This window comes from Streptomyces sp. OfavH-34-F (genome assembly GCF_022347745.1).
Taxonomy (GTDB): domain Bacteria; phylum Actinomycetota; class Actinomycetes; order Streptomycetales; family Streptomycetaceae; genus Streptomyces.
Map to the genome: position 1 here is coordinate 1 of NZ_JAKRGC010000108.1, position 19,842 is coordinate 19,842.

Annotated in this window: 18 protein-coding genes and 1 pseudogene; 8 read left to right on the forward strand and 11 right to left on the reverse strand. The window is 71.9% G+C overall.

The window, feature by feature from the left end:
* Nucleotides 1-569, forward strand: a pseudogene (locus tag MHW47_RS17540) (hypothetical protein); the annotation flags it as partial.
* Between the two features lie 51 nt (nt 570-620).
* On the opposite strand, the gene lysS reads toward MHW47_RS17540, so the two are convergent.
* Nucleotides 621-2,381 carry a lysine--tRNA ligase gene (gene lysS / locus MHW47_RS17545; RefSeq protein WP_239224383.1) on the reverse strand — a complete coding sequence of 587 codons (1,761 nt, stop codon included), beginning with the start codon at nt 2,379-2,381 and terminating at the stop codon, nt 621-623.
* 147 nt (nt 2,382-2,528) lie between these two features.
* On the opposite strand from lysS, the gene argS reads away from it, so the two are divergent.
* From argS to MHW47_RS17560, 3 genes are all read left to right on the forward strand, one after another.
* The gene (argS, locus tag MHW47_RS17550) at nt 2,529-4,316 is read left to right on the forward strand and encodes an arginine--tRNA ligase (protein WP_239224361.1); all 1,788 of its coding nucleotides are present in this window, start codon (nt 2,529-2,531) and stop codon (nt 4,314-4,316) included.
* A gap of 168 nt (nt 4,317-4,484) precedes the next feature.
* On the forward strand, nt 4,485-4,886 hold the full coding sequence (locus tag MHW47_RS17555) for an ATP-binding protein (protein ID WP_239224362.1): 402 nt from the start codon (nt 4,485-4,487) through the stop codon (nt 4,884-4,886).
* A gap of 293 nt (nt 4,887-5,179) precedes the next feature.
* Entirely contained in the window at nt 5,180-6,448 is a 1,269-nt protein-coding gene (locus tag MHW47_RS17560) for a choice-of-anchor A family protein (RefSeq protein ID WP_239224363.1), read from the forward strand.
* Nucleotides 6,449-6,508: 60 nt separating this feature from the next.
* Here the strand turns inward: MHW47_RS17560 and MHW47_RS17565 are convergent, their stop codons facing one another.
* Entirely contained in the window at nt 6,509-7,828 is a 1,320-nt protein-coding gene (locus tag MHW47_RS17565; RefSeq protein WP_239224364.1) for a helix-turn-helix transcriptional regulator, read from the reverse strand.
* A 335-nt stretch (nt 7,829-8,163) separates the two neighbouring features.
* Between MHW47_RS17565 and MHW47_RS17570 the strand changes: the two genes are divergently transcribed.
* Nucleotides 8,164-8,880, forward strand: coding sequence for a DUF4232 domain-containing protein (locus MHW47_RS17570; protein WP_239224365.1), 717 nt, complete (start codon nt 8,164-8,166; stop codon nt 8,878-8,880).
* Here MHW47_RS17570 and MHW47_RS17575 read toward each other — a convergent pair.
* Both MHW47_RS17575 and MHW47_RS17580 read right to left on the reverse strand, forming a co-directional pair.
* Nucleotides 8,874-9,302 carry a DUF3224 domain-containing protein gene (locus MHW47_RS17575; protein ID WP_239224366.1) on the reverse strand — a complete coding sequence of 143 codons (429 nt, stop codon included), beginning with the start codon at nt 9,300-9,302 and terminating at the stop codon, nt 8,874-8,876. The genes MHW47_RS17570 and MHW47_RS17575 overlap by 7 nt on opposite strands.
* Nucleotides 9,303-9,339: 37 nt before the next feature.
* Complete coding sequence (locus MHW47_RS17580) at nt 9,340-9,768, reverse strand: ATP-binding protein (protein WP_239224367.1); 429 nt, start codon at nt 9,766-9,768, stop codon at nt 9,340-9,342.
* Nucleotides 9,769-9,920: 152 nt separating this feature from the next.
* Between MHW47_RS17580 and MHW47_RS17585 the strand changes: the two genes are divergently transcribed.
* Both MHW47_RS17585 and MHW47_RS17590 read left to right on the forward strand, forming a co-directional pair.
* Nucleotides 9,921-10,706 carry a helix-turn-helix transcriptional regulator gene (locus MHW47_RS17585; RefSeq protein WP_239224368.1) on the forward strand — a complete coding sequence of 262 codons (786 nt, stop codon included), beginning with the start codon at nt 9,921-9,923 and terminating at the stop codon, nt 10,704-10,706.
* Entirely contained in the window at nt 10,703-11,002 is a 300-nt protein-coding gene (locus MHW47_RS17590; RefSeq protein ID WP_239224369.1) for a DUF397 domain-containing protein, read from the forward strand. Before MHW47_RS17585 ends, MHW47_RS17590 begins: the two co-directional genes overlap by 4 nt.
* 19 nt (nt 11,003-11,021) lie before the next feature.
* Here MHW47_RS17590 and MHW47_RS17595 read toward each other — a convergent pair whose 3' ends face one another.
* The 7 genes from MHW47_RS17595 to MHW47_RS17625 form a co-directional block, all read right to left on the reverse strand.
* On the reverse strand, nt 11,022-12,008 hold the full coding sequence (locus MHW47_RS17595; RefSeq protein WP_239224371.1) for a MarR family transcriptional regulator: 987 nt from the start codon (nt 12,006-12,008) through the stop codon (nt 11,022-11,024).
* Between the two features lie 394 nt (nt 12,009-12,402).
* A complete protein-coding gene (gene hemB, locus MHW47_RS17600; protein ID WP_239224372.1) occupies nt 12,403-13,398 on the reverse strand; it encodes a porphobilinogen synthase in 996 nt (331 codons plus the stop codon).
* A 113-nt stretch (nt 13,399-13,511) separates the two neighbouring features.
* Nucleotides 13,512-15,179: a uroporphyrinogen-III synthase gene (locus tag MHW47_RS17605; protein WP_239224374.1), complete on the reverse strand. Its 1,668-nt coding sequence runs from the start codon at nt 15,177-15,179 to the stop codon at nt 13,512-13,514.
* The gene (gene hemC / locus MHW47_RS17610; RefSeq protein ID WP_239224375.1) at nt 15,176-16,138 is read right to left on the reverse strand and encodes a hydroxymethylbilane synthase; all 963 of its coding nucleotides are present in this window, start codon (nt 16,136-16,138) and stop codon (nt 15,176-15,178) included. The genes MHW47_RS17605 and hemC overlap by 4 nt, the downstream gene beginning before the upstream one ends.
* Nucleotides 16,135-17,517 (reverse strand): glutamyl-tRNA reductase, encoded by a 1,383-nt coding sequence (locus MHW47_RS17615; RefSeq protein ID WP_239224377.1) that lies wholly within the window; start codon nt 17,515-17,517, stop codon nt 16,135-16,137. Before MHW47_RS17615 ends, hemC begins: the two co-directional genes overlap by 4 nt.
* On the reverse strand, nt 17,514-18,281 hold the full coding sequence (locus MHW47_RS17620; protein WP_239224379.1) for a redox-sensing transcriptional repressor Rex: 768 nt from the start codon (nt 18,279-18,281) through the stop codon (nt 17,514-17,516). Before MHW47_RS17620 ends, MHW47_RS17615 begins: the two co-directional genes overlap by 4 nt.
* A 272-nt stretch (nt 18,282-18,553) precedes the next feature.
* Nucleotides 18,554-18,829, reverse strand: a complete 276-nt coding sequence (locus MHW47_RS17625) for a glutaredoxin family protein (RefSeq protein WP_239224381.1) — start codon at nt 18,827-18,829, stop codon at nt 18,554-18,556.
* A 105-nt stretch (nt 18,830-18,934) separates the two neighbouring features.
* On the opposite strand from MHW47_RS17625, the gene MHW47_RS17630 reads away from it, so the two are divergent.
* Nucleotides 18,935-19,842: HAD family phosphatase (locus tag MHW47_RS17630; protein ID WP_239224382.1), on the forward strand; the 908-nt coding region annotated here is incomplete at its 3' end.

Below are 19,842 nucleotides of genomic sequence, written 5' to 3' on the forward strand. Positions count from 1 at the left end.
CAGCCGCGGCCCCCGCGCAGGCCGCCCCGGCCGCGCCCGCCGTGGAGACCGCCCAGCCGCACCCGGAGCTGCCGCAGGCCCCGGACCCGGAGGCCGCCCCCGTACCGGAGGAGCCGCAGGGCCCCCAGCAGCACCCGCAGGCCGCCGGGCCCGCCGAGGACGACAACCCCTGGTTCCCGAAGCAGGCGACCGCCAAGGTGTACGAGGGCACGTACGACCCGGACTACGAGGTCGAGGTGCCGACCCCGCACCAGGTCCCCTCGGGCGCGGGCGACCGCACCCGGCCGCTGGGCAACGTGGGCACGGTCGGCAGCACCGCCCCGGACGGCCCGCCCGCGCCCGCGCCGGAGTGGGCGCAGGAGGACGAGGAGTTCAGCCGGATCGCGTACGAGGTGTTCTCGGCGTACGTGGCGGAGAACAACGACTACCCCAGCGTCGCGGTGCTGGACATACACCTGTCGGACGGGCACAACGTCCGCCACCCGCGCGGCGAGGCCCTGATCCGGCAGCTGATGCCGGAGTTCAAGCGGCGCTTCCACGCCGAGCTGGAGGCCGAGCACATCGCGTAGGCACGCACGAGGGGCCGCCTCCCGCACGGGAGGCGGCCCCTCGGCGTGTTCCTAGGCGCCCAGCAGCCTGCGCACCCGGTCCGCGCCCACCGCGAGCAGCAGCGTGGGCAGGCGCGGGCCCGTGTCGCGGCTGACGAGCAGCCGGTACAGCAGGGCGAAGAACGACCGCTGGGCGGTCTTCAGCTCGGGCGTCGGCTTGGCGTCGGGCTCCAGCCCCGCGAGGACCTTCGGCACGCCGTAGACGAGCGTGGTCAGGCCGTCCAGGGACCAGTGCGTGTCCAGGCCCTCCAGGAGCAGCCGGAGGGATTCGCGGCCCTCGTCGTCGAGCGAGCCGAGCAGGTCCTTGTCGGGCTCGTCGCGGACGATGGTGCGGGCCTCGGCCGGGACCTGGGTGGTGATCCAGTTCTCGGCGCGGTCGAGGCGCGGGCGGGCCTCGTCCAGCGAGTTGAGCGGGTTGGCCGGGTCCAGTTCGCTGAGGATGCGCAGCGTCTGGTCCTCGGCGCCGGCGGTGATGTCGGCGACGGAGGCCAGCGTGCGGTACGGCAGCGGACGCGGGGTGCGCGGCAGCTCACCGGCGGCCGTGCCCACGGCACGGGAGTACGCGGCGGCGTCGGCCGGCAGCACGGTGCCGTCGGCGACCTTGCGCTCCAGCGAGTCCCACTCGTCGTAGAGCCGCTGGATCTCCTGGTCGAAGGCGATCTTGAAGGACTGGTTGGGCCTGCGGCGGGCGTACAGCCAGCGCAGCAGCGGGGCCTCCATGATCTTCAGCGCGTCGGCCGGGGTCGGCACGCCGCCCTTGCTGGAGGACATCTTGGCCATGCCGGAGATGCCGACGAAGGCGTACATGGGGCCGATGGGCTGGACGCCGCCGAAGATCTCGCGGACGATCTGGCCGCCGACGACGAAGGAGGAGCCGGGCGAGGAGTGGTCGACGCCGCTGGGCTCGAAGATCACGCCCTCGTAGGCCCAGCGCATGGGCCAGTCGACCTTCCAGACCAGCTTGCCCCGGTTGAACTCGCTCAGCCGGACCGTCTCGGCGAAGCCGCAGGCCGTGCAGGTGTAGTTCAGCTCGGTGGTGTCGTCGTCGTACGAGGTGACGGTGGTGAGGTCCTTCTCGCAGTTGCCGCAGTACGGCTTGTACGGGAAGTAGCCGGCGGAGCCGCCGCTGCCGTCGTCCTCGCTGGCCGCGCCGGAGCCGGCCTCGGCCTCCAGCTCGGCCTCGTCCACCTTCTTCTGCTGCGGCTTCTTGCCGCCCTTGCCGCCGGCCGCCGGGTCCTTCTTGGTGCGGTAGCGGTCGAGGATGGCGTCGATGTCGGCGCGGTGGCGCATGGCGTGCAGGATCTGCTCGCGGTACGTGCCCGCGAGGTACTGCTCCGTCTGGCTGATCGGGTCGTACTCGACGCCCAGGGCGGCCAGGGACTCCGTCATGGCGGCCTTGAAGTGCTCGGCCCAGTTCGGGTACGCGGACCCGGCCGGGGCGGGCACCGAGGTCAGCGGCTTGCCGATGTGCTCGGCCCAGGACTCGTCGATCCCGGCCACGCCGTTGGGGACCTTGCGGTAGCGGTCGTAGTCGTCCCAGGAGATCAGGTGGCGCACGGTGTGACCGCGGCGGCGGATCTCGTCGGCGACCAGGTGCGGGGTCATGACCTCGCGGAGGTTGCCCAGGTGGATCGGGCCGGACGGGGAGAGCCCGGAGGCGACGACGACCGGTTTGCCAGGCGCACGACGCTCCGATTCGGCGATGACCTCGTCCGCGAAGCGGGAGACCCAGTCGGTCTCGGTGCTGCTCTGACTCTGAGCCACGGTCGGCACGTCCTTCTCTCGGGTAGGACTCATAGGGGCGTCCCCCATTCTCCCAGGTGGACCCCGCAGCGCGAAAACGGCTTTGCGTGCGGTCGCGGACGCCGTGGGATACTCGGGACCATCCCTTGTACCCCTACGGAAACGGCAGCCCGTCCCATGCCTGAGCACGGCTCGGTCAATTCCCTCGCTTCCACGCTCCAGCAGCAGCTGGCGGAGGCCCTCTCGGCAGCCCTGCCGGAGGCCGGCGCCGCCGACCCGCTGCTGCGCCGAAGCGACCGGGCCGACTTCCAGGCCAACGGCATCCTGGCGCTCGCCAAGAAGCTCAAGGGCAACCCGCGCGAGCTGGCCGCCAAGGTCACCGACGCGCTGCCCGCCTCGGACCTGATCAAGGACGTCGAGGTGTCCGGGCCCGGCTTCCTGAACGTCACGCTCACGGACCGGGCGATCACGCAAACGCTGGCCGCGCGCGCGGCGGACGGCGACCGGCTGGGCATCCCGGTGAACGCGGCGGCCGGCACGACCGTCATCGACTACGCCCAGCCGAACGTGGCCAAGGAGATGCACGTCGGCCACCTGCGGTCGGCCGTGATCGGTGACGCGATGGTGCGGATTCTGGAGTTCACGGGCGAGTCCGTGGTCCGGCGCCACCACATCGGCGACTGGGGCACCCAGTTCGGCATGCTCATCCAGTACCTCGTCGAGCACCCGGACGAGCTGGGCCACCAGGCCGCGGGGGACGAGGCGTCGGAGGGCGAGGCCGCGATGTCCTCGCTGAACCGGCTCTACAAGGCGTCGCGGGCCCTGTTCGACTCGGACGAGGAGTTCAAGGCGCGCTCGCGGGACCGGGTGGTGGCGCTCCAGGCGGGCGACCCCGAGACGCTGGCGATGTGGCAGCGGTTCGTGGACGAGTCGAAGATCTACTTCTACTCGGTCTTCGACAAGCTGGACATGGAGATCCGCGACCCCGACATCGTCGGCGAGTCCGGTTACAACGACATGCTGGAGGAGACCTGCCGCATCCTGGAGGAGACGGGCGTCGCCGTCCGCTCCGAGGGCGCGCTGTGCGTCTTCTTCGACGACGTCCTGGGCCCGGACGGCAACAAGGTCCCGCTGATCGTCAAGAAGACGAACGGCGGCTACGGCTACGCGGCGACCGACCTGTCGGCGATCCGCGACCGGGTGCAGAACCTCAAGGCGGACACCCTGCTGTACGTGGTGGACGCGCGGCAGTCGCTGCACTTCAAGATGGTCTTCGAGACGGCCCGGCGGGCCGGCTGGCTCAACGACGACGTGAAGGCGCACCAGCTGGCGTTCGGCACGGTGCTCGGCAAGGACGGCAAGCCGTTCAAGACCCGTGAGGGCGTCACGGTCCGGCTCCAGGACCTGCTGGACGAGGCGGTCGAGCGGGCGACGGCCGTGGTCCGCGAGAAGGCCGAGAAGGTGGGCCTGTCGGAGCGGGAGATCGTCGAGAACGGCCGGTACGTGGGCGTGGGCGCCGTGAAGTACGCGGATCTGTCGACCTCCGCCGTGCGGGACTACAAGTTCGACCTGGACCAGATGGTGTCGCTGAACGGCGACACGTCGGTGTACCTCCAGTACGCGTACGCGCGCATCCAGTCGATCCTGCGCAAGGCGGGCGACGCGAAGCCGGTCGCGCACCCGGAGCTGGAGCTGGCCCCGGCCGAGCGGGCGCTGGGTCTGCACCTGGACCAGTTCGGCGAGGTGCTGGCCGAGGTGGCGGCCCACTACGAGCCGCACAAGCTGGCCGCGTACCTCTACCAGCTCGCGTCGCACCTGACGACGTTCTACGACCAGTGCCACGTGCTGAGCGACGACAACCCGGCGGAGGTCGTCGAGAACCGGCTGTTCCTCGTCGAGCTGACCGCGCGCACCCTGCACCGGGGCATGGCGCTGCTGGGCATCCGGACGCCCGAGCGCCTCTGAGCGACCCGGGCCGCCCGGCCCGGACGGCGTGAGCGGGGCCCGGTTCCACTTCGGTGGGGCCGGGCCCCGTCCTTGTCGGCTGCCCCCGAAATCTCTCGGGTACGCATCGGGCCTCGGGGCAAAAGAAGAATTCGGACCATTCCACCTAGCCATTCCCGGGGCGGAAATATGAGTGAATCGCGTACGGCTCCCGAAGCCCTGACCGAGGCCGTGCCGCCGCCGGCGCGGGCGGCGGACGCGCGGGAGATGGCCGCGGCGTTCGTGGCGGCCCTGGACCCGCCGCCGTCCGCCACGGCCGTGCAGGATCTGCTGCTGGTGGTGTCGGAGCTGGTGACGAACGCGGTACGGCACGCCGGTTCGGTCACCGGGCTGGCCTTCGGCGCCGATGAACGGGCCCTGTACGTACGGGTCACCGACCCCAGTGCGGAGCGGCCCCGCGAGCGCGCCCCGGATCTGACGGGCGCGGGCGGCGGATTCGGCTGGCCGCTGATCCTGCGGCTGGCCGGGAAAGTGACCGTCAGGAATCACCGGGACAGCGGGAAAACCGTCCTCGTCGCCCTGGCCCGCTGAACCCCGCATTCCAAATCGTGAAATCCCGTTCCGGTGAATAGGGGGCTCACGGATATACGCACGACAGCGCGCGACACTGCACGGCCCCCGCCCTCCCACAACCCCCGGCCCCCGCCTCCCCGCCGCCCCCGGACGCCGTCACCGGCCGTCGCTACGGTGGCCCGGAGGTGGCCATCGGGCCAACCCGCGTCACGGATCTCCTCATTGGTCTTGACCAATTTCCGCGAGTATGAGAATGATGGCCCGAGTCGCCACAGAACCTTCATAACTGCTCTGCAGGAGAACCACGCACTATGCGCATACCGACCTCCGCCGCCCTCGCGGCCCTCGGCGGTGCCCTCGTCCTCGGGCTCACCGTCGCTCCGGCCGCCCAGGCCGCTCCCGCCTCGGCGGACTGCACCACGGACGCCTTCGGAATCGCCGGTAAGTACGGCGAGTTCGTCCTCGGGGACGACGTCCACTCCCCCGACGCGGAAGGGGCGGTGGCCGTCGGCGGCAACGCGGACTTCCGGGGCGGGTTCAGCGTCGGCAACGAACTGACGGCCGCCCAGGTCGACGCGCTGCCCGGCCGGGCCTCGCTCGTCGTGCGCGGCGACCTGCTCAACGGCGGTTCCGCCACCGTCGTCATGAAGGGCAACGCGGTCGTCGGCGGCGAGATCAAGGACCGCGCGCTGGAGATGCACAACGGCACCTTCGAGAAGAAGGCCGACCTCATCGACTTCGAGGGCGAGTTCACCAAGCTCCGCGCCTACTCGGACGCGCTGGCCGGGGAGTCCGCGACCTCCGGCGCCGAGGTGAAGCTCGACGGCAACCGCCTCACGCTGACCGGCACGGACAAGGACCGCAACGTCTTCACCGTCCCCGCGGCGCAGCTGGAGAAGGCCAAGGAGGTCTTCGTCAAGGTCCCGGCGGGCGCGACGACCATCGTCAACGTCACCGGCCAGGCGTACGACATGGCGACCGCCGGCACCACCGGCTTCTTCCTGTCGGGCGGTCAGGACTTCGTCCTGGACGACAAGTCGCAGAGCGCCGCCGACGGCGCGGTCCGCGCCAAGCTCCTGTGGAACTTCCCGAACGCCACCAAGATCGTCAAGAACAGCCAGGCCGCCTGGCCCGGCAGCGTCCTCGCGCCCCACGCGCACCTGGAGCTGGGCACCGCCGCCCCGGTCAACGGCTCGGTGTGGGTCGCCTCGCTGCACGGCTCCGGCGGTGCCGAGACGCACCACTTCCCGTTCACCGGCTGCCTCCCGGAGGTCCCCGGTACCCCGGGCACCCCGTCGCCGAGCACCACCCCGAGCGGCACGCCCTCCTCGACGCCCCCGGCGACCGCGACCCCGTCCGCCTCGGTGCCGCCCTCCGGCAGCGCCACGCCGTCCGGCACCCCGTCCGGCACGCCGACCCCGGGCGCCCCGGCCCCGTCCGCCAGCCCCTCGGAGCCCGGTGAGGGCGACCTGGCGACGACCGGCAGCAGCAACATGATCCCGATCACCGTCGGCGGCGCCCTCGTCGTCGCCGCCGGCGCGAGCATGGTGGTCATCGCCCGCCGCCGCAAGCGCGCCTGACCCTGCTGACGACAGCGGCCCCCGCCCCGCCTCCTCCGAGGTGCGGCGGGGGCCGCCGCGTCAGCGCCTCTCCCAGACCGACGTGTCGTAGCGGTAGTAGTACTCCGGGCGCCCCGCGATGCTGCTCGTGCGGAACGGCTTGCCGCCCTCGTCGACGCGCACGGTGCCGGTGCGGCCGCCGCTGCTCCACTCCAGCTCCAGGTACCAGCTGACGTCGTGGCCCTCCACGTGCACGTCCAGGTCGAAGACCTCCACGTCGCTGGAGGACACCCGGAACGGGAAGTCCTTCGCCGGGACGACCTCGTCGCCCTGCTTCCCGGCCACCGGCTTGAGGACCGGGCGGCTGTCGTCCAGGTCCGCTTCGAAGGACTGCGGCTCGATGCCGCTGCCGCAGCCGTCGCCCATCGAGTACGCGGCCTGCCGCACGGGCGCCCGCCGGCTCAGCACCCGTACGTGGAGCCCCGTCAGCACGACCACCTGCGCGGACGGACCCTGCACGGTCAGCTCCAGTTTCATCGCACCGCCGTCCACCCCGCCGAGCGCCCGCGCCCAGCCACGGGTACTGGTCGGCTGGGGCGGGGGCGGCACGGTCGCCGGGTCCTGGCCGAGCAGGTAGAACTGCCCGCACGGCTCCTCCCAGTTGTACGAGCTGATGGTGACCGTCGGCGGGCCCCCGGGCGCGCTCTCCGTACGAGCGGCGGTGGGCGACGTGGACGGTGAGGACCGTACGGAGGGGCTGGGCGAACCCGCGCTCGCGGAGGCGCTGGGCCGCTTCGACGCGCTGACCGACGGGGACGGGCTCCGGGGGGACTCGGTGACGGCGTCGGCCCTCTTCCCCTCCGCACTGCCGCCCGCCTCCGACCCCCGCACGGCCGCCTCGGAACCCGTCTCCTTGAGGTGACCGACGACCACGGCGGTGGGCACGGTGAGCGCGAGGACGGCGGCGACGGCGAGCAGCACCCGGGTACGGGAGGAGGCCCGCCGCCAGCGGGAGGAGGGCGCGGGGGCGGGTACCGCGGCCACGCGGACGGGCTCGGGTTCGGAAGCGGCGGGCTCGAAAGCAGCGGGCTCGGGCGCCACAACCGCAGACGGAACAGGAGCTTCCGCCTCCGGGGTCTCCGTGCGCCCCCGCCGCCGGGCCGCGTCCGCGAGAATCCACCGGCGGTGGACCTCCACCAACTCGTCGCCGGTCGCCCCGCAGAGCCGGGCGAACCGTTCCACGGGTGCGAACTCACCCGGCACCGCGTCCCCGTTGCAGTACCGGTGGAGCGTGGACGTGCTGACGTGCAGCCGCCCGGCCAGCACCCCGTAACTGCGCCCCGAACGGTCTTTCAGTTCCTTCAGCAGGATCGCCAGTTCCCTGGCCTCCGGCGTCGCCATCGCGGCGTCCCCCTCCTGGTCCGTCCCGGATCACCGTTCCAGGGACGTGGAATCTGCCCAGGTCACAGTACGCGCAGGCATTCCAGCTTCCCGAATGGTCCGGCGGGCGTTGCGGCCGGAATCCGCCGTGCCACAAGCTCGGACCAGACCACGGCGAACACGGGGGACCACCCAGTGCGCACCAACTTCCGCATCGAACTCGTCGATGCGCTGGCCATCGGAGTGCTGATCGTGACGACGGGGATCGTCCTGCTCCTGATCTGCCGGCACTGACCACGCACCACGCACCACCGACCACGCACCACTGACCGAACACACTCACGGGGAGTACCACCATGCGCAGCAACCGCATCCGCACCACCGCCCTCGCGGCCACCGCCCTCATCGCCGCGCTGTCCCTCACCGCCTGCGGCGGGGACGACGGCGCCGACGCGACGAAGCCGGCCCCGGCCGGCTCGGTGGCCGACCAGGGCACCACCTCGCCCGCCCCGGACGCCTCCACCGGCCCGGAGAAGGACGACGCGGCACCGGCCGACGCCGAACCGGCCGCCGACCACAAGGAGAAGGCCCCGGCCGGTACGCCGAAGCCGAAGGCCCCTGCGGCCGCCAAGCCCGCGCCCAAGGCGAAGACCCCGGTCACCTGCACCGGGGCGAACACGAAGACGACCGTCACCAAGGTCAGCCGCCCCATCAACCACCTGCTGCTCACGGTGACCAACACGGGCGACCGCCCCTGCTACGCCTACTACGCGCCCATGCTCCGCTTCGACGGCGCGCAGGCGGTGTTCCAGGTGTACCGGGACAGCCAGCCGCAGGCCGTGGTGACCCTCGACCCCGGCGCCTCGGCGTACGCGGGCATCGCCCTGACCGGCGAGCCCACCGGCAAGAAGCCCTACAAGAGCGCGAACCTCGGGGTCACCTTCGCCGACCGCGCGAACGCGCCCGTCAACTCCTCGTCGGTCGAGCTGAAGCTGCCGGCCGAGACGTACTGGGACGACAACGGCTTCGTCACCTACTGGCAGAGCGAGATGGCCGACGCGCTCACCTACTGACCGGACGACTCCGGGCCGGGCAGCTCGAAGTCGAACCAGATCCGGTGCGTGCCGTCCTCGTCCACGGCGAGACCGCCGCCCCCGCTGATCCCGGCGAGGGCGGCGGTCCCGCTGGACGCCACGATCGTGAAGAACTCGTCCCGGCGGTCGCTGCCGCCGGTCGCCGCCGAGTGCACGAAGTTGAAGGTGCCCTCGTGCCCGGCGAGCGTGCCCTCGAAGGACTCCATGGCGATGTACGACCCGACGCCGGTCTCCTGGTCGAACGCGGCCGTGAACAGCGTCGTCGACCGCCCCGACACCTCCCCCGTGAAGCACTTCACGATGGTCGCCACCCCGACCGGGAGCGCGGTGGTGACCTCCGGTTCGAGTTTCAGCTCGGACGGGACGAAGGAGTCGACGGTGAAGGTGCCGGAAGCTCTCATGCGGCCGATCGTAGGGGCGGGGTATGACAGCCGGGCTTCATCGACTTGGTGGACCGGCCGCAGGCGCCCGGACGTCGAACTCGCACCACACGATCTTCCCGGGCACCCGCTCCCCCACGCCCCACCGGTCCGCCAGCGCGTGGACGATCACCAGCCCCCGCCCCGACTCCCCGTCGGGCACCCGCACCCCGGGCTCGCCGTCCCCGCTGTCGTGCACCTCGACCCGGATCCGACCCTCTTCCCGCAGCCACAGCATCAGGCGGTACCCGCGCCCCGGCGGCACCCCGTGCACCAGCGCGTTGGTCGCCAGCTCGCTCACGCACACCACCACGTCGTCCGCCCGCGCCCCGCCGAACCCCCAGTCGGCCAGTGCGTCCCGTACGTACTCCCTGGCCGCCCGGACCGACCGGCGCTCCCGCCGGAAGAACCGCTCCCGCAGCTCGGGGAGTTGCATCGTCTCGTTCATGAGACGAGCGTCACATTCCGTGACTAGGCTGTCGCAGTGCGCAGACCCGTACACCTTTCTTGTACGGGTCGGGCGCGCGTGACGTACGAACGCGGGTGGGAAGTGGGAACCGTATGCAACCCAGGAAGCGGCAGCGCAGGAACGCGTCGGCAATGAAACTCGTGGGCGCGCTGGTCGCCCGATTCCGTATCGCGGCAGAACTGACCCAGCGCCAGCTCGCTGAGCAGACGTGCACCCAGCCGGAGACGATCGCGTCCATCGAGCAGGGCCGACGCGCGCTCCAACTGCCGCTGGCCCGCCGGATGGACACCCTGCTGGATACGAAGGGGGCCCTGGCGACAGCGGTGGAGAACCTGCCGGAGGTGGACCTGATCCCGGCTTGGGCGGAGGAGTACATGGACCTGGAGCAGAGCGCACTCGCTCTCTGCTTCTTTGCCAATCAGGTCCTGCCCGGCCTACTTCAGACCGAGCGCTACGCGCGAGCCGTGTTCGACAGCCGTGTGCCCACGTTCAGCCGGGACGAGATCGACGCGCACATCGTCAAGCGTCTGGAGCGCCAGGAGATCCTGCGTCGCGAGGTGCCGCCCACCACCAGCTTCGTCATCTCCGAGGCCGTCGTCCGAGACCGCCTCGGCGGCGAGGAGACGTATCGCGAAACACTCCGCCACCTACGGGCCTACGCCGAAAGGCCAGGCATCTCGCTCCAGATCATGCCGCTGGCTCGGACGTCTCACGCGGGTCTCGACGGGCCATTCATCCTCCTGGAAACGCCGGACTATCAGCGCATCGCCTACACCGAAACTCAGCGCGGCAGCCAGCTCATCTCCGACCCCGACGAGATCAGCATCCTTGCGCAGAAATATGCGATGCTGCGAACGCAGGCCCTCAACGCCGAGGAAACAAGGGCCCTGTTGGACAGGTTGCTAGGAGAGTTATGAGCGCCGCACACGAGTGGTTCAAGTCCAGCTACAGCGGCAGCGACGGTGGGGAGTGCCTCGAAGTCGCCTACGAATGGAAGAAGTCGAGCTACAGCGGCAGCGAAGGGGGGCAGTGCATCGAGGTCGCCTACGACTGGAAGAAGTCGAGCTACAGCGGCAGCGAAGGCGGCGAGTGCGTAGAGGTCGCCGCCCACCCCTCCGCCGTCCACGTCCGCGACTCCAAGAACCCCGAGGGCCCCACGCTCACCCTCGCCCCCGGCACCTGGACGGCCTTCGCCGCGCACCTCGGTTCCTGAGCCCCCGGCGGACCGGGGTTCAGCGCGCCTTCAACTGCTCGCGGAGCCTTCGTACGTGGTCGTGGACGTCGCACCCGGCACCGGAGTCCTCTTCGGGGGCCGGAGCGGCGGCGGCCCCCCGGGCGCTCCGGAGACACGGGCCGCACAGCCCGTCGCGGAACACCTCGGCCTTCCCCAGCGCACCGCAGTCCGCGCACTCGACCATCAGGCGGCGGGCCGGAGGGTCCTGCGCGGCCGGGAGGTCCGGCGGGAGCTTGTCGAGCAGGCGGCGCCGGACGAAGCCCACGGGTGAGCCGACGGCTTCGGGAAGCCCAGCGGTGAGGGCACGGGTGAGGTAGTCCGCGTCCGCGCCGCGTGCGAACCACCGGGCGGCCAGCTGCTCCAGCACCGCGCAGTCGGCGGCGGAGAGCGCGAGGCGCGCATCGGTACGGCCCAGCCGCGCCAGGGCGAGGTAGGCGGGCGAGGGGCCCTGCGACTCCCCGGCACGCTGCTCCGGCAGGACGGGGACGGGGGCCTCCACCGTTTCCGGGGCGGCGGCGGGTTCGTCCGGAACCCACGGCGGCGGGCCTGCGGGCGCCACCGCCGGCTGCGGCGCGCAGCGGCCCTCCTCGGCGGCGAGGAAGGCGGTCCACCACTCGTGGTCGCGAGCCGTGCGCGACCAGAAGGTGCGGGTGACCCAGCGGATGGACTCGCCGTCACCGACCGCGCAGCGGACCTGGCGCAGATGACCGGCCACGGAGAGCGCCCGCAGCGCGCTGCCGACGGCCATCTGCCCGTACAGGGGCTGGGACTTGGCCAGGGACTTGATGCTCATGGCCGCGCCGTCGGGCAGGCGGTCGACGTAGGCCGCGATGTACCGCTCCCGCTCGGGCAGGAACGCGAAGTCGTCGGCGGCGGGCGGGCACTGGTCCGGGACGGCTCGCTTGCCGTAGCCAGGGCTGGCCTTCGGATACGGGGCGGAACGCACGGACGTCGGCAGGGCGGGGATAAGGTTTTGGGTAGCCACGAGATCGGGACTTTCTGCTTGTCGATCTTGAGGTGAGACCCCGGCCGGTGTTGCCACACCGCGTCGGGGTCGCTTCGTCTGGCGGCACCGTAAGCAGCCGCGACATCGCGTCGCAACTCGGTCACGAATAGTCATACTTGCTCGTCGTGACGGGGTAGGGAGGGCGGAAAGGTTTCCCCAACCCCTTCTTTTCCCTACCGGTTGTACGACAGCGCTCGACCCCCGAAGCCCGGACCCCGACGCCCGGACCCCGAGACCCGAGACCCGGGCGGCACGCCCTCCCCGTACGCACGAAAGAGGGAACAGGACCCGCCGAAGCTCGAACCCCGAAGCTCGAACCCCGAGACCCGGGGCCCGAGACCCGGGTTCCGGGGCCCGAGACCCGGGGCGTGCGTCAGCCGCGCAGCCGCCGCGCGACCTCCGTCGCCCAGTACGTCAGGATCAGCTGCGCGCCCGCGCGGCGGATGCCCGTCAGGCTCTCCATGATCGCCGCGTCCCGGTCGATCCAGCCCCGCTCGGCGGCGGCCTCGATCATCGCGTACTCGCCGCTGATCTGGTACGCCGCCACCGGCACGTCCGACGCCTCGGCGACCTTCGCCAGGATGTCCAGGTACGGGCCGGCCGGCTTGACCATGACCATGTCCGCGCCCTCCTCCAGGTCGAGCGCCAGCTCCCGCAGGGACTCGCGGATGTTCGCCGGGTCCTGCTGGTAGGTCTTGCGGTCACCCTTGAGCGAGGAGCCGACGGCCTCGCGGAACGGGCCGTAGAAGGCGGAGGAGTACTTCGCGGTGTACGCGAGGATCGACACGTCCTCGTGGCCCGTCTGGTCCAGCGCGTCCCGGATGACACCGACCTGGCCGTCCATCATCCCGCTGGGGCCCACCGCGTGGGCGCCCGCGTCCGCCTGGACCTGCGCCATCTCCGCGTACCGCTCCAGCGTGGCGTCGTTGTCCACCCGGCCGTCGGCGGTCAGCACCCCGCAGTGGCCGTGGTCCGTGTACTCGTCCAGGCAGAGGTCGGACATGATCACCAGATCGTCGCCCACCTCCTCGCGCACCGCGCGCAGGGCGACCTGGAGGATGCCGTCCGGGTCGGTGCCCGCCGTGCCCCGGCCGTCCTTCTTCTCGTCCAGCGGCACGCCGAACAGCATGATCCCCGACACCCCGGCCGACACCGCGTCCACGGCGGCCTTCCGCAGCGTGTCCACGGTGTGCTGCTGCACGCCCGGCATGGCCTCGATCGGGACCGGCGCGTCGATGCCCTCACGGACGAACGCGGGCAGGATCAGGTTGGCCGGATCGAGCCGTGTCTCGGCGACCATCCGCCGCATCACGGGGGTCGTCCGCAGCCGACGGGGCCGCGAGCCGGGGAAGTTTCCGTACACAGTCATCCTTCGAGCCTAGACCCGCGCACACCGGGCTCTTGCCGACACCGGCGCCGGAAAACGCGGCGGGCCCGCCCGCCCCACGAGGAGGCGGACGGGCCCGGAAACCACGGACCGGATCAGGTCGTCGTACGGCGCCTGCGCGCCCCCGGACGCCGCTCGCTGGGACGGGTCACCGGGTCACCGGCCTCCCGCGCCGCGTCCCGGCGCCGCGCGCCGAACTCGGCCAGCGCCTCGGCCAGCTTGTGCACCGAGGGCTCCGGCGACAGCACGTCCACGCGCAGCCCGTGCTCCTCGGCAGTCTTCGCCGTGGCGGGACCGATACAGGCGATGACCGTCACGTTGTGCGGCTTGCCCGCGATGCCCACCAGATTGCGGACGGTCGAGGACGAGGTGAACAGGACCGCGTCGAAACCGCCGCCCTTGATCGCCTCGCGGGTCTCGGCCGGCGGCGGCGAGGCGCGGACCGTGCGGTACGCGGTGACGTCGTCGACCTCCCAGCCCAGCTCGATCAGCCCGGCCACCAGGGTCTCCGTGGCGATGTCGGCACGCGGCAGGAACACCCGGTCGATCGGGTCGAAGACCGGGTCGTACGGCGGCCAGTCCTCCAGCAGCCCCGCGGCGGACTGCTCGCCCGAGGGCACCAGATCCGGCTTCACACCGAAGTCGATCAGCGCGGCGGCCGTCTGCTCGCCCACCGCGGCGACCTTGATCCCCGCGAAGGCACGGGCGTCCAGCCCGTACTCCTCGAACTTCTCCCGGACCGCCTTCACCGCGTTGACGCTGGTGAACGCGATCCACTCGTAGCGCCCGGTGACCAGGCCCTTGACGGCCCGCTCCATCTGCTGGGGCGTACGCGGCGGCTCGACGGCGATCGTCGGCACCTCGTGCGGCACCGCACCGTAGGAACGCAGCTGGTCGGAGAGCGACGCCGCCTGCTCCTTCGTCCGCGGCACGAGCACCTTCCAGCCGAACATCGGCTTGGACTCGAACCACGCGAGCTGTTCGCGCTGGGCGGCGGAGCTGCGCTCCCCGACCACGGCTATGACCGGCTGGTGGCCGTCCGGCGACGGCAGCACCTTGCCCTGCTTGAACACCTGGGCGATCGTCCCGAGGGTCGCCGTCCAGGTCCGCTGGCGCGTCGTCGTACCGGCGGCCGTCACGGTCAGCGGGGTGTCGGGCTTGCGGCCCGCCGCGACCAGCTCACCGGCGGCGGCGGCCACCGCGTCCAGCGACGTCGAGATGACGCACGTCGCGTCGCTCGTGCCGACCTCGTTCCAGCAGCGCTCGGTCGCCGTACGCGCGTCGACGAACCGCACGTCCGCCCCCTGCGCGTCCCGCAGCGGCACCCCGGCGTACGCGGGCACGCCCACGGCGTTCGCGATGCCCGGCACGACCTCGAAGGGGATGCCGGCCGTGGCACAGGCCAGCATCTCGGCCGCCGCGTTGCCGTCCAGGCCGGGATCGCCGGCCACGGCACGGACGACCCGCCTGCCGCCCTTCGCTGCCTCCATGACAAGATTGGCCGCGTCCCTGAGAACGGGCACCCCGGCGGCCGTTGACTGCGCGTCAACAACCGCCAGCTCAGGGGTGCTTACCCCTGCCCGCGCATGGCAGCGGACCACACCGAGAACATCCGGCTCGGCGACAAGGACGTCCGCGCTCGCAAGCGCCTCGACGGCGCGCAGGGTCAGCAGTCCCGGATCGCCGGGCCCGGCACCCAGGAAGGTGACCTGCCCTGCGGAGTGGACCGGGAAATCGTGTGAGGCGGGGCCGGTGGGGCTCAAAGTGCTCGCTCCCCCATAAGACCGGCCGCACCCTTGGCAAGCATCTCGGCCGCGAGTTCGCGACCGATCGCCGCCGCGTCGTCGTGCGACGTGGGAACGGGACCGGTGGTGGACATCTGCACCAGCGAGGCACCGTCGGTGGAACCGACGACACCGCGCAGGCGCAGTTCGTTGACAGCCTGACCGTCGGCGAGAAGGTCGGCGTACGCACCCACGGGTGCGGAGCAGCCGGCCTCCAGGGCGGCGAGCAGGGCACGCTCGGCGGTCACGGCGGCCCGGGTGTACGGGTCGTCGAGCTCGGCGAGCGCGGCGGCGAGGTCGGCGCTGCTCGCAGCGCACTCGATCGCCAGTGCTCCCTGACCGGGAGCGGGCAGCACGGTGTCGAACGACAGGAAGTCGGTCGCCTCACCGCTCCGCCCCAGACGGCTGAGCCCGGCCGCGGCGAGAACCACCGCGTCCAGCTCGCCGTCGCGGACGAATCCGATGCGCGTGTCCACGTTGCCCCGGATCGGAACGGTCTCGATCTCCATTCCGTGGCTGCGGGCGTACGCGTTGAGCTGGGCCATGCGGCGCGGCGAACCGGTGCCGATCCGGGCCCCGGCGGGCAGCTGCTCGAAGGCCAGCCCGTCCCGCGCCACCAGCGCGTCGCGCGGGTCCTCGCGGACCGGCACCGCCGCCAGCACGAGGCCCTCGGTCGGCGCGGTCGGCAGGTCCTTGAGCGAGTGCACGGCGAAGTCCACCTCGCCGCGCAGCAGCGCCTCGCGCAGCGCGGCGACGAAGACGCCGGTGCCGCCGATCTGCGCGAGGTGCTCCCGCGAGGTGTCCCCGTACGTGGTGATCTCGACGAGTTCGACGGCGCGGCCGGTCACCTCGCTGACCGCGTCTGCGACGAGGCCGGACTGTGCCATGGCCAGCTTGCTGCGCCGGGTTCCCAGCTTCAGGGGTGAGTTGTCGGTCATGACCGCCCTCGATTCGGGTCGTTCAGGTCTGCCCGTGAGACGGCGGCCACCGTCTGCGGGTCGAGGTCGAAGAGTTCTCGCAGCGCGTCCGCGTAACCGGCGCCGCCGGGCTCGCTGGCGAGCTGCTTGACCCGCACGGTGGGCGCGTGCAGGAGCTTGTCGACGACGCGGCGCACGGTCTGCGTGATCTCGGCGCGCTGCTTCTCGTCCAGGTCGGGGAGGCGCCCGTCCAGCCGCGCGATCTCGTCCGCGACCACACCGGCGGCCATCGTGCGCAGGGCGACGACGGTCGGGGTGATGTGGGCGGCGCGCTGGGCGGCACCGAACGCGGCGACCTCGTCCGCGACGATGGTGCGCACCTGGTCCACATCGGCCGCCATCGGGGCGTCCGCCGACGCCTCCGCCAGGGACTCGATGTCGACGAGGCGCACACCGTCGAGGCGCCCGGCCGCCGCGTCGATGTCGCGCGGCATGGCCAGGTCCAGCAGCGCCAGGCGCGCCGGACCGGTGGACTGGGCGGGGATCAGGCCGCTCGTCGCGTCCCGGCCGAGGGCCCCGGCGACCGCGTCGGCGGTGAGCACGAGCCCGGTGGCGCCGGTGCACGAGACGACGATGTCGGCACGTGTCAGTTCACCGGTCACGTCCGCCATCTCCACGGCGTGCGCGCGCACCCCGGTGGAGCCGGGCTGGTTGAGGATCTCGACCAGCCGGTCGGCGCGGGCCCGGGTGCGGTTGGCGACGACGATCTCGGAGACACCGGTACGGGCCAGGGTGGCGGCGGCCAGCGAGGACATGGAGCCGGCCCCGATGACGAGGGCCCGCTTGTCCTTCGCCCAGGCGGCGGTGTCGGCGCCCTCGGCGAGCTGCTCCAGCCCGAAGGTGACCAGGGACTGCCCGGCCCGGTCGATGCCGGTCTCGCTGTGGGCGCGCTTGCCGACCCGCAGCGCCTGCTGGAACAGGTCGTTCAGCAGCCGGCCCGCGGTGTGCAGCTCCTGGCCCACAGCCAGCGCGTCCTTGATCTGGCCGAGGATCTGGCCCTCGCCCACGACCATCGAGTCCAGCCCGCAGGCCACCGAGAACAGGTGGTGGACGGCCCGGTCCTCGTAGTGCACATAGAGATACGGAGTCAGCTCGTCGAGCCCGACGCCGCTGTGCTGGGCGAGCAGCGTGGACAGCTCGGCGACGCCCGCGTGGAACTTGTCCACGTCGGCGTACAGCTCGATGCGGTTGCAGGTGGCCAGGACGGCGGCCTCGGCCGCGGGTTCGGCGGCCAGGGTGTCCTGGAGCAGCTTGGCCCGGGTGTCGGCGGCCAGCGAGGCGCGTTCCAGTACGGAGACGGGGGCGCTGCGGTGGCTCAGCCCCACGAGGAGCAGGCTCATGCCGGCATCACGGCGGGCATGTCCCCGTCGGGTCCCTTCCGGCCGGTGGTGGTGGCGCGCACGGGCGGCGCGGCCGGGTCGGCGGCCGCCTCGGCGCCGTCCTCGCCCGCCTTGCGCTGCTCGTGGAAGGCGAGGATCTGCAGCTCGATGGAGAGGTCCACCTTGCGCACGTCCACGCCGTCGGGCACCGACAGGACGGTCGGGGCGAAGTTCAGGATGGAGGTGACCCCGGCCGCGACGAGCCGGTCGCACACCTGCTGGGCGGCGCCGGGCGGGGTGGTGATCACTCCGATGGACACGCCGTTCTCGCTGATGATGCGGTCGAGTTCGTCGGCGTGCTGCACGGGGATGCCGGCGACGGGCGTACCGGTCATCGCCGGGTCGGCGTCGATGAGCGCGGCGACCCGGAAGCCGCGGGAGGCGAAGCCGCCGTAGTTGGCGAGGGCCGCGCCGAGGTTGCCGATGCCGACGATGGCGACCGGCCAGTCCTGGGTGAGGCCCAGCTCACGCGAGATCTGGTAGACGAGATACTCGACGTCGTAGCCGACGCCGCGCGTCCCGTACGAGCCGAGGTAGCTGAAGTCCTTGCGCAGCTTCGCGGAGTTGACCCCCGCCGCCGCCGCGAGTTCCTCGGAGGAGACCGTGGGGACCGAGCGCTCGGAGAGCGCGGTCAGCGCGCGGAGATACAGCGGGAGACGGGCGACAGTGGCCTCGGGAATTCCTCGGCTGCGGGTCGCCGGTCGGTGATTTCGGCCAGTTGCCACGATGCTCCTGCGGGATGAGCGGGGCTGCAGGCGGCCGTATGTCCCTAGACCGCCCCGTCGAATGCAGGCTATGTCTTTGTGAACGCGTGCACAAAGATAGTGTCCGGTTTGTCCGGTCAAAGTGACCGGGGTCACGCACATCCGTCGCGCGATCCAGGAACCATGGACCGCATCAGCCCGTTGCAGGCCCGAAGGGGGCAAAGCAACACACACTCCTCACAGCTACGCCCCCGAGACCACTCAAAACGCCCACGATGGTAACCGGGTTTCGGTCAGGAAAGCAGCGCGCTGCGCAGCCTCGCCGGGTCCACCCGCCAGAACGTGTGCTGTTCGCCGTCCACCAGCACCACGGGGATCTGCTCCCAGTACTCCCGGTACAGCTCCTCGTCCCGCGTGATGTCCTTCTCCTCCCAGGAGGCGCCGGTCTCCTCGCACACCCCCCGGACCACCTCGCGGGCGTCGTCGCACAGGTGGCAGCCCGGCTTCCCCACCAGGGTCACCACCCGCTCGGAGGGGTCCTTCTTCTTACGTCGCAGCAGGGCACTCATGTCCTCATTCTGCGGCGCCGGACGGGGCGCCCCGGACACCGGGAGTTCACATCCCCGCACCACGGCGGAGCCCGGAGAGCCGGGCCGACTGGCTATGCTCGCCGCATGGCCGCTCTTGGATGGCTCACCCCCCGCAGGCGTTCCGCGACCGCGCGCAGCGTACTGGCAGGCGAGGCGGCGGCGGAGGCCGCGCGGAAGTCCTCGCTGGACGCCGGGTCCGGCGCGGAAGAGGAGGCCGCCGAGCCGGCGGAGCCCGAGTTCCCCGTCGTCGGCGACGAACGGGCCGCCGCCTTCTTCGACCTCGACAACACCGTGATGCAGGGCGCCGCGCTCTTCCACTTCGGCCGCGGCCTGTACAAGCGGAAGTTCTTCGAACGCCGCGAGCTGACCCGCTTCGCCTGGCAGCAGGCGTGGTTCCGGCTGGCCGGCGTCGAGGACCCCGAGCACATGCAGGACGCCCGCGACAGCGCGCTCTCCATCGTCAAGGGCCACCGCGTCTCCGAGCTGATGTCCATCGGCGAGGAGATCTACGACGAGTACATGGCCGACCGCATCTGGCCCGGCACCCGCGCCCTGGCCCAGGCCCACCTCGACGCGGGCCAGAAGGTGTGGCTGGTCACGGCCGCCCCGGTGGAGACCGCCACCATCATCGCCCGCCGCCTGGGCCTGACCGGCGCGCTCGGCACCGTCGCCGAGTCGGTCGACGGCGTCTACACCGGGCGCCTGGTCGGCGAGCCGCTGCACGGTCCGGCGAAGGCCGAGGCGGTGCGCGCGCTGGCGGCGGCGGAGGGCCTGGACCTGGCGCGCTGCGCCGCGTACAGCGACTCGCACAACGACATCCCGATGCTGTCGCTGGTGGGCCACCCCTACGCGATCAACCCGGACACCAAACTGCGCAAGCACGCCCGCGCCCTGGACTGGCGGGTGCGCGACTACCGCACCGGCCGCAAGGCGGCCAAGGTCGGCATCCCGGCCGCCGCGGGCGTCGGCGCGCTGGCCGGCGGCACCGTCGC